General features: G+C 72.7%; 9 protein-coding genes and 1 pseudogene. 7 read left to right on the top strand and 3 right to left on the bottom strand.

The window, feature by feature from the left end:
* Nucleotides 1-114, top strand: a pseudogene (locus DBR36_RS18695) (Fe-S oxidoreductase); the annotation flags it as partial.
* A gap of 316 nt (nucleotides 115-430) precedes the next feature.
* On the opposite strand, the gene DBR36_RS16630 reads toward DBR36_RS18695, so the two are convergent.
* From DBR36_RS16630 to DBR36_RS16620, 3 genes are all read right to left on the bottom strand, one after another.
* Complete coding sequence (locus DBR36_RS16630; protein ID WP_108320802.1) at nucleotides 431-895, bottom strand: SIP domain-containing protein; 465 nt, start codon at nucleotides 893-895, stop codon at nucleotides 431-433.
* A gap of 69 nt (nucleotides 896-964) precedes the next feature.
* Entirely contained in the window at nucleotides 965-1,678 is a 714-nt protein-coding gene (locus tag DBR36_RS16625) for a tyrosine-protein phosphatase (protein ID WP_108320801.1), read from the bottom strand.
* Entirely contained in the window at nucleotides 1,675-2,226 is a 552-nt protein-coding gene (locus tag DBR36_RS16620; protein ID WP_258222946.1) for a carboxymuconolactone decarboxylase family protein, read from the bottom strand. The genes DBR36_RS16625 and DBR36_RS16620 overlap by 4 nt, the downstream gene beginning before the upstream one ends.
* A gap of 125 nt (nucleotides 2,227-2,351) precedes the next feature.
* Here DBR36_RS16620 and DBR36_RS16615 point away from each other — a divergent pair, with 125 nt between their 5' ends.
* The 6 genes from DBR36_RS16615 (at nucleotide 2,352) to DBR36_RS16590 (ending at nucleotide 8,349) form a co-directional block, all read left to right on the top strand.
* The gene (locus DBR36_RS16615; protein ID WP_108320800.1) at nucleotides 2,352-3,284 is read left to right on the top strand and encodes an alpha/beta fold hydrolase; all 933 of its coding nucleotides are present in this window, start codon (nucleotides 2,352-2,354) and stop codon (nucleotides 3,282-3,284) included.
* 158 nt (nucleotides 3,285-3,442) lie between these two features.
* Complete coding sequence (locus DBR36_RS16610) at nucleotides 3,443-4,954, top strand: ABC transporter substrate-binding protein (RefSeq protein ID WP_108320799.1); 1,512 nt, start codon at nucleotides 3,443-3,445, stop codon at nucleotides 4,952-4,954.
* Nucleotides 4,951-5,901: an ABC transporter permease gene (locus DBR36_RS16605; protein WP_108320798.1), complete on the top strand. Its 951-nt coding sequence runs from the start codon at nucleotides 4,951-4,953 to the stop codon at nucleotides 5,899-5,901. Before DBR36_RS16610 ends, DBR36_RS16605 begins: the two co-directional genes overlap by 4 nt.
* The gene (locus DBR36_RS16600; RefSeq protein ID WP_108320797.1) at nucleotides 5,898-6,767 is read left to right on the top strand and encodes an ABC transporter permease; all 870 of its coding nucleotides are present in this window, start codon (nucleotides 5,898-5,900) and stop codon (nucleotides 6,765-6,767) included. Before DBR36_RS16605 ends, DBR36_RS16600 begins: the two co-directional genes overlap by 4 nt.
* Nucleotides 6,764-7,561 carry an ABC transporter ATP-binding protein gene (locus DBR36_RS16595; protein ID WP_108320796.1) on the top strand — a complete coding sequence of 266 codons (798 nt, stop codon included), beginning with the start codon at nucleotides 6,764-6,766 and terminating at the stop codon, nucleotides 7,559-7,561. The genes DBR36_RS16600 and DBR36_RS16595 overlap by 4 nt, the downstream gene beginning before the upstream one ends.
* Nucleotides 7,558-8,349: an ABC transporter ATP-binding protein gene (locus tag DBR36_RS16590; RefSeq protein WP_108320795.1), complete on the top strand. Its 792-nt coding sequence runs from the start codon at nucleotides 7,558-7,560 to the stop codon at nucleotides 8,347-8,349. The genes DBR36_RS16595 and DBR36_RS16590 overlap by 4 nt, the downstream gene beginning before the upstream one ends.
* Nucleotides 8,350-8,419: the final 70 nt, after the last annotated feature.

The raw sequence follows: 8,419 nt of genomic DNA, 5'->3' as shown, positions 1-8,419 counted from the left end.
TACGGCTTCCTCATGCCGGTGCTCTACGCCCTCGCCGGGCGCGACCCTCTGCGCAACCGCTTCGAGATCGAGGCGGGCCTGATCGACGGGGACTACGTCCCTCGGGGCCACTGAGCCTGCGGGTCATTGCACCTGCACGGGCGCCCGGTTTGCGGGGGCGCCGAAGCGCGGGGTTACAGCACGCCGGGCGTGCGCGGGCGCGTGCATAACCTCCGCGATGCGCACGAACTTCGCGCGCACACGCCCCCGCGAACGGAGGATGTGCACATCACGGAGCGTGTGCACGGCCGGCACGGCGTCGAGACACCGAGCACTCCCGACGGAGGGTGGATGACGTCGGCGTGACGCGCCACGGAGAACGAGCGCCGCCGCGAAGCCGAAGCGCGGTCCCGCGCGCGCAATCGCGAGGCCGAACAGCCGGGGCGCGCGCTCAGCGCGCGGTCGCGAGACCGAAGCGCTCGGGCGTATGGATCGCGAGGGGGTCGACCCCGTGGCGGGAGACGAGCTCGTCGACGATCTCGGCCGTACCGAGGTAGCCGCCCAGCAGGATGACGCGCGTGGCGTCGTCGTCGCAGCAGAGCATCTCGCCGGCCCAGCCGGACACGGCGCGCGTGAGCGCCTGTCCGGGAGCGCAGCCGCGGCCGGTTCCCGGGGCTCCGCCGCGGCGGGAACGGTCGAGCCAGGTGAGGGTCATGCGAGCGGGAGCGGCGACGCGGCCGATCCACGAGTCGTCGGGCACCTCGATGAACACGCGCCCGGTCGAGCAGATCGGCAGGGTGGCCAGCAGTGCCGCGAGCTCGGCGAGCGAGTTCTCGTCGGCGGTCACGAGGTGCTGGACACGGGTGTGCCGCGACGCGCGGCAGGCGGCGTCGTTGTGCTCGGTGGAGGGGACCATGATGGCATCCACTCTACCACCGACGAAGGGTTGCCTAACCTGAGTAAGGGCGAGTGCTCCACGAGTGGATCACTCCACCAGCACCTCGCGCAGCCGCTGGAGCTCGTCGGCGCTCATGCCGTGCGCGCGCAGGAACCCGGCCGGGGAACCGTACTCGCGATCGAGCTTGTCGAGCAGCGACCGCATCGCCCGCGCCGGCGACCGGGTGGCCAGGTCTTCGGCGTTCACGCTCTCGGGGTGGAACGCCCGGATCGCCGCGCGCACCTTCTCGTTGCGTTCGGCGGGCAGCAGCTGCTCCGTCCGCGCGTAGTCGGCGATCACCGCGTCGCGGTCGACGCCCGCCGCGGCGAGCGCGATGCCGACCGTGACACCCGTGCGGTCCTTGCCGACCGTGCAGTGCACCAGCACGGGCTGTGCGCGCAGGATGCCGCGGATCGCCGCGACGACCCGGTCCGCGCCGTCGTCGACGATCGCCGCGTAGAGCTGTTCGATGGTCACGTCGCGCTCGAAGAACGACGCGACCGAACCGAGGAAGAGGGGTTCGTGCTGCACCTCGACGGCGAGGTCGTCGAGGCGGCTCGGCGCGTGCGCGACCTCGGCGGCGTCGCGCAGATCGATCACGCGCCGCAGGCCCAGATCGCGCAGTGTCCGCCGTCCCGCCTCGTCGACCTGCACGAGGTTGCCCGAGCGGTACAGCACGCCCGAGCGGGTCCGCCCCGATCCCGCCGGCAGGCCGCCGACGTCGCGGAAGTTGGCGGCCCCCGAGACCAGCGTCGCGCTCACTCCCCCGGACCCGGGTGCACGTGCGGGGTGCGCGGCGTCGTCACGGCCGGGGGCGCGGCATCCGTCCCGACGACGACGCTCCCGCCCGTGCGCGGGGGCACGGGGTAGCGCCCCGCGATCGCGACGCGGTTGAACGCGTTGATCGCCACGAGCACCCAGCTCAACGCGACGTACTCCCCTTCGCTCAGGATGCCGCCCGCCTGGTCGTACACCTCGTCGGGGATGCCGTCCTCGTGGATGAAGGTGAAGGACTCGGTCAGCTCGAGGGCCGCGCGCTCGCGCTCGTCGAAGACGCCCGATTCGCGCCACGTCGCGATCTGCGCGATGACGTCGGCGTCGAGGCCCGCCTTGAGGGCCGCGTCGACGTGCACGCGGACGCAATAGGCGCAGCCGTTCAGCTGGGAGGCGTGGATCTGGACGATCTCGCGCAGGCGCGCATCGATCCCCGCCTCGGCGGCCAGACGGCCCACGGTGGTCGAGAACGAGCGCAGCGCCGCGTACGCCTCGGGGGCCGATCTCGACAGATGCACGCGCCGTTCTTCACCCATGGCCTCAGCCTACGGCGGCACGGGTCGCCGGGCGCGGAACGGTTGGCGACGACGCGGCGAGGTCCCGGTGACGCCCCGTGGCGCGACGCTGGCGGCGCCGCCCGCCGAGGTGACAGGCTCGGGGGATGCCCGTTCGCGACGAGTTCTCGTTCCTCCCCGCCCAGGCGGCCGGCCTCGACCGCCCCGTCCCCCCGGTGGCGCGCGTCGACCTGACGCTCGACGACGGTCGGCGTCTGAGCGGCCTGCGCTGGGGCGACGCTCCCCCCGCGGTGACGCTGCTGCACGGCGCAGGACTGAACGCCCACACGTGGGACACCACCCTGCTGCACCTGGGGCTCCCGGCCCTCGCCCTCGACCTCGCCGGTCACGGCGACTCCTCGTGGCGCGACGACGCCGCCTACGTCGCGCGCGTGCTCGCCCCCGACATCGCGATCGCGCTCGAGAAGTGGACCGCTGCACCCCAGGTGCTCGTCGGGCACTCGCTGGGCGGGCTGACGGCGGCCGCGGTGGCGGCATCCCGCCCGGATCTCGTGTCGCGGCTCGTCGTCGTCGACATCACCCCGGGCGTCGATCCGAGCGCCGGGCCCGCGCAGATCCGCGCGTTCTTCGCGGGGCCGACCGACTGGGCCAGCCGCGACGAACTGGTCGAGCGGGCCCTGTCGTTCGGTCTGGGCGGTTCGCCCGAGGCCGCCGCACGCGGGGTGTTCCTCAACTCGCGCGTGCGCCCCGACGGGCGCGTGGAGTGGAAGCATCACTTCGCGCACCTGGCCGCCGCGGCGGCGAACGCGGGGACTGACCCCTCGACGCCCGACGCCGTCCGCGCGGTGCTCGCGGACACGGGCTGGGACGACCTGGCGGCCGTGCGGGCTCCGCTGACGCTGGTCCGCGGCGAGCGCGGGTTCGTCACGGTCCCGGATGCCGAGGACCTCACCAGACGCGTCCCGGACGCCGAGGTGCGCACCCTCGGCACCGGCCACAACGTGCAAGAAGAGGACCCCGCCGGCCTCGCCGCCGTGATCCGTGGGGTCGTCGACTCCGTGCACCCCTCCGCACGCTGACTCCGGCCGGCCGGCACCTCTACCTGCGCGGGGCGTCATCGTTCGTCGCGGGGCGTCACGGGCGACGTCGGGGGAATGCGGGCGAAAGTAGGCTGTTTTCACCCCTGCACGGCATCCACAGCACTCGGATGCCATCGGCCTGCGAAAGGACCCCCGCCATGCTGCGCCGCACCGCCCTCGCCACGAGCGCCCTCCTCGTCGGAGCCCTCCTGCTCAGCTCGTGCACCGGCACGACCGCCCCCACCGGACCGACCGGAGAGGCCGACCCGAACGCGACCTTGACGGTGCGCCTGTCTCTCGAACCGTCCAACCTCGACATCCGGCGCACCAGCGGCGCCGCGCTCGAGCAGGCGCTGATCGACAACGTCTACCAGGGCCTGGTCACCCGCAACGCCGACGACGGGAACGCGATCGTCCCCGCCCTCGCCACCGACTACACGGTGTCGCCCGACGGCCTCACCTACACCTTCACCCTGCGGCAGGGGGTGACGTTCCACGACGGCAGCGCGCTGACCGCCGACGACGTCGTCACCTCGTTGCAGACGGCAAAGGACGATGCCACGATCCAGAACAGCGCCGACCTCGCCGGCGTCTCCTCGATCGCCTCCCCGGATGCCTCGACGGTCGTCGTGATGCTCGCGCAGGCCAACATCGACTTCCTCTTCGCGCTCACCGGGCGCGCGGGTCTGATCTTCAAGAACGGCGACACCACGAACCTCCAGACCGCGGCCAACGGCACGGGTCCGTTCCGCGTCGAGAGCTGGAACACCGGTCAGAGCCTGACCCTGTCGCGTTACGACGGTTATTGGGGCGACAAGGCCGGCGTCGCCGAGGTCGTCCTGGACTACATCCCCGATCAGAGCGCCGCGGCCAACGCCGCCGTCAACGGCGACGTCGACGTCGCGCTCGAGATCGACCCCGAGCTGCGCGGTCAGATCGAGGGGACGAACGCCTTCACGATCGAGTCGGGTCTGACCACCGACAAGGGCACACTGGCCTTCAACAACCAGAGGGCGCCGTTGAACGACCAGCGCGTGCGTGAGGCGCTGCGCCTGGCCATCGACCACGACGCGCTGATCGAAACGCTCGGCTCGGGCGAGACGCTCGCGGGTCCGATCCCGCCGCTCGACCCCGGCTACGAGGACCTCTCGGACAGCATCGCGTTCAACCCCGACCGCTCGCGCGAGCTGCTCGCCGAGGCGGGCGCCGAGAACCTGAACCTGACGCTGACGATCCCCAACGTCTACCCCACGACGATCCCGACCTTCTTGGTGTCGTCGTTCGCCGACGTGGGGGTGACGCTGACGGTCGACTCGGTCGACTTCACCGCCTGGCTGCAGGACGTGTACACCAACAAGGATTACGACCTCAGCTTCGTCCGCCACGTCGAGGCGCGCGACTTCGGCAACTGGGCGAACCCCGCGTACTACTTCGGTTACGACAACCCCGAGGTGCAGTCCCTGTACACCCAGGCCCTCGCCACGACCGATGAGCAGCAGTCGTCCGACCTGCTGGCCGAGGCCGCGCGGATCGTGAGCGACGAGGATGCCGGGGACTGGCTCTTCCTCTCGGCCCCGCTCACCGCCGTGGGCGCCGAGGTGGCGAACTTCCCGAAGAACTCGCTCAACGTGCGCCTGCCGCTGGCCGGCGTGACGGTCGCGTCGGAGTGATCCGCTACGCGCTGACACGGCTGGGCCTGCTCGTGCTGGGCCTGGCCGTGGCCAGCGTGCTGATCTTCGCGTCGCTGCGCGTGCTGCCCGGCGACGTCGGTCAGCTGATCGCCGGCGCCGAGGCGACCCCCGCGCAGGTGGCGGCGGTGCGCGCGAGCCTCGGTCTCGACGCCCCGCTGTGGGCGCAGTACCTCGACTGGATCGGCGGCCTGCTCCGCGGCGACCTGGGCTCCTCGCTCGTCACCGGCACCCCGGTTGCGGCCGAGCTGGTCGACAAGGCGTGGGTGACGGTCCCCCTCGCAGCCCTGTCGCTGACGATCGCGCTGCTGATCGGCATCCCGCTCGGAGTGCTCTCGGCCCTCGGCCGCCGCCGGATCGGCGGCACCGCGCTGAGCGTGGCCGCCCAGGCCTTGGCCGCCGTCCCGGTCGTCTGGGCGGGGCTCATGCTCGTCGTGGTGTTCTCGGTGTGGCTGGGGTGGCTGCCGCCGCAGGGTTTCCCGCGCTCCGGCTGGAGCGACCCCGCGGCGGCGCTGCGGGCCCTGATCCTGCCCGCGCTGACCATCGGGGTCGTCGAGGGCGCTCTGTTGCTGCGCTTCGTGCGCAGCGCGACGCTGCAGGCCATCGGCCAGGACTATGTGCGCACCGCCGCGGCCAAGGGGCTGACCCGGACCCGCGCGCTGCTCGCGCACGGCCTTCCGAACGTGGGCCTGTCGGTCGTCACCGTCCTGGGGCTGCAGATCGCCGGGATCATCGTCGGCGCGGTCGTCATCGAGCAGTTGTTCACCCTGCCCGGAGTGGGACGCATGCTCGTCTCGGACGTCGCCTCGCGCGACCTGCCCAAGGTGCAGGGAGAGCTGCTCGCCCTCACCGGCTTCGTCCTCGTCGTCGGCTTCGTCGTCGACCTCGCTCACCGCCTCATCGATCCCCGGCAGAGGGAGGCCGCGTGAGCACCGTGAAACGCCTGTGGAGCCTGGCCACCGGGCGCTTCGGCATCCTGATCGTCCTTCTCGTCGTTGCCACCGCGGCGGTGTCGCTCGTCTGGACGCCGTTCGATCCGGCCGCCGTCGACGCCCGCGCGCGGTGGCTCGATCCGTCGTGGCCGCACGTGCTCGGCACCGACAACACCGGCCGCGACATCGCGAGCCTGCTGATGGCCGGTGCCCGCACCACGGTGATCGTCGCCGTCGGGGCGGGGGTCGTGGCATCCGTGCTGGGCATCGCCCTGGCCGGCCTCGGTGCGCTCACCACGCGCTGGGTCCGCGAGAGCGTCGCGGTGCTCGTGGACATCCTCGTCGCCTTCCCGGTGCTGCTCATCGCCATGATGATCTCGGCCGTGTGGGGCGGCTCGCTCGCGGTCGTGATCTGGGCGGTCGGGATCGGCTTCGGCGTCAACGTTGCCCGCGTGACCCGGCCCGAACTGCGCCGGGTGCTGCACAGCGACTTCGTGCTCGCCGGCCGCGCGAACGGACTGTCGACGTGGCAGAACCTCACCCGGCACCTGCTGCCCAACGTCGCGCCCGTCTTCATCGTGCAGCTGTCGTGGGGCATGGCGGTCGCCGTGCTCGCCGAGGCCGGGTTGTCGTACCTGGGCTTCGGCGCCCCGGTCACGCAGCCGTCGTGGGGGGTGCTGCTGAGCGACCTGCAGGCCTACATCGCGGTGCACCCGCTCACGGTCGTCTGGCCGGGACTCGCGATCACGCTGACGGTGCTGGGCCTGAACCTGCTCGGCGACGCCCTACGCGAGGCCGCCGATCCGACGCTGTCCGCGCGCACCCCCGCCGTCCGCACCCCCGTCACGGGGGTGGTCGCGTGAGCCTCGACGTCACCGACCTGCGTATCGACATCGGCGGGCGCACCGTCGTGGACGGCGTGTCGTTCTCGGTGCCCGACGGCGCCCGCGTGGGCCTGATCGGCGAGTCCGGATCGGGCAAGTCGCTCACCGCCCTGGCGATCCTCGGCCTGCTGCCCGACGGCGCGACGGCCAGCGGCAGCATCGCGTGGAACGGTCGCGAGATCCTGGGCCTCCCCGATCGCGAGCTCGCCGCCCTTCGCGGCGACGACATCGGCATGGTCTTCCAGGACCCGCGCACCGCCCTCAACCCGATCCGCACGGTGGGCCGCCAGATCGGCGAGTCCCTCCGCATCCACGCGCGCATCCCGCGCCGCGAGGCGCTGCGCCGCGCCGTCGACGAGGCAGCGCGCGTGTCCCTCCCCGACCCCGCGCGCATCGTCTCGCGCTACCCGCATCAGTTGTCGGGCGGCCAGCGCCAGCGCGTCGCGATCGCGATGGCCCTCGCCTGCCGTCCCCGACTGCTCATCGCCGACGAGCCGACCACCGCGCTCGACGTGACGGTGCAGGCGGGCGTCCTGTCGCTCCTGCGCTCCCTGGTCCAGGATGCCGGGATGTCGCTCGTCTTCATCACGCACGACCTCGCGGTCCTCGCGCAGGTGGCGACCCACGCCGTCGTGCTGGAGCGCGGCCGCGTCGCCGAGCAGGGCGCGGTGCGCGATCTGCTGACCGCGCCGTCGTCGCCGGTCACCCGGGCGCTGGTGCGCGACGCGACGGCGACGCTGTGGCATCCCGAGACTCCCGGAGGCACCTCGTGAGCGCACCGCTGATCCGGGCGCGCGGGCTCTCGCGCGACTACCTCGCCCCGCGCGCGCGGGGGTTCGGGCGCGCCGAGCGCACGCCCGGCCTGGTGGACTTCGACCTCTCGGTCGACGCGGGGTCGGCGGTGGGCATCATCGGCGAGTCGGGGTCGGGCAAGTCCACCCTCGTCCGCCTGCTGCTCGGGCTCGACGTCCCGACCGCGGGGACCGTGGAGGTCGACGGCCGCGCCGTGGACGCGCGCGGCTCGGCGCGATCGCTGCACTGGCTGCGCCGCGAGACGGGGATCGTCCTGCAGGATCCCTACGCCTCGCTCGACCCGCGCATGAACGTCGGACGCATCGTGGCCGAACCGCTGTGGGCGCTCGGCATCGGCGGGGACCGGCGCGCGCGCGTGCGCGAGGTGCTCGAACAGGTGGGGCTGGAGCCCGACATGGCCGCCCGCTATCCGCACGAGTTCTCGGGCGGGCAGCGCCAGCGCATCGCCCTCGCGCGCGCGATCGCGCACCGACCCCGCATCCTGGTCGGCGACGAACCGCTCTCGGCGCTGGACGTGACGGTGCGCGCGCAGATCCTGCGGCTGCTGGCCCGGCTGCGATCCGAGCAGGAGCTGACCCTCGTGCTCGTCTCGCACGACATCGGCGTGGTGCAGAACGTCTGCGACCAGGTCGTCGTCATGAAAGACGGACGCATCGTCGAGCAGGGCCCCACCGAGAAGGTGCTGCAGCAGCCGCAGGCGGCGTACACGAGGCGGCTGCTGGCCTCGATCCCGACTTTGCCGGGGTGAGCGGGGGTTCGACGGGCGGTCGCGGCTCCTCCCCCGCCGGGTAAGGCGCGGAGCTCTCCCGAGAATCCGA

The organism is Microbacterium sp. HMWF026 (assembly GCF_003061325.1).
Lineage (GTDB): Bacteria > Actinomycetota > Actinomycetes > Actinomycetales > Microbacteriaceae > Microbacterium > Microbacterium testaceum_E.
The sequence above is the reverse complement of the archived record's forward strand: the minus strand, read 5'-3'. Positions and strand labels throughout refer to the sequence as shown.

Excerpts from the sequence above, each read along its gene's own strand:
- DBR36_RS16630 (WP_108320802.1), bottom strand. The coding sequence starts at position 895 with ATGGTCCCCTCCACCGAGCACAACGACGCCGCCTGCCGCGCGTCGCGG.
- DBR36_RS16620 (WP_258222946.1), bottom strand. The coding sequence starts at position 2,226 with ATGGGTGAAGAACGGCGCGTGCATCTGTCGAGATCGGCCCCCGAGGCG.
- DBR36_RS16615 (WP_108320800.1), top strand. The coding sequence starts at position 2,352 with ATGCCCGTTCGCGACGAGTTCTCGTTCCTCCCCGCCCAGGCGGCCGGC.
- DBR36_RS16610 (WP_108320799.1), top strand. The coding sequence starts at position 3,443 with ATGCTGCGCCGCACCGCCCTCGCCACGAGCGCCCTCCTCGTCGGAGCC.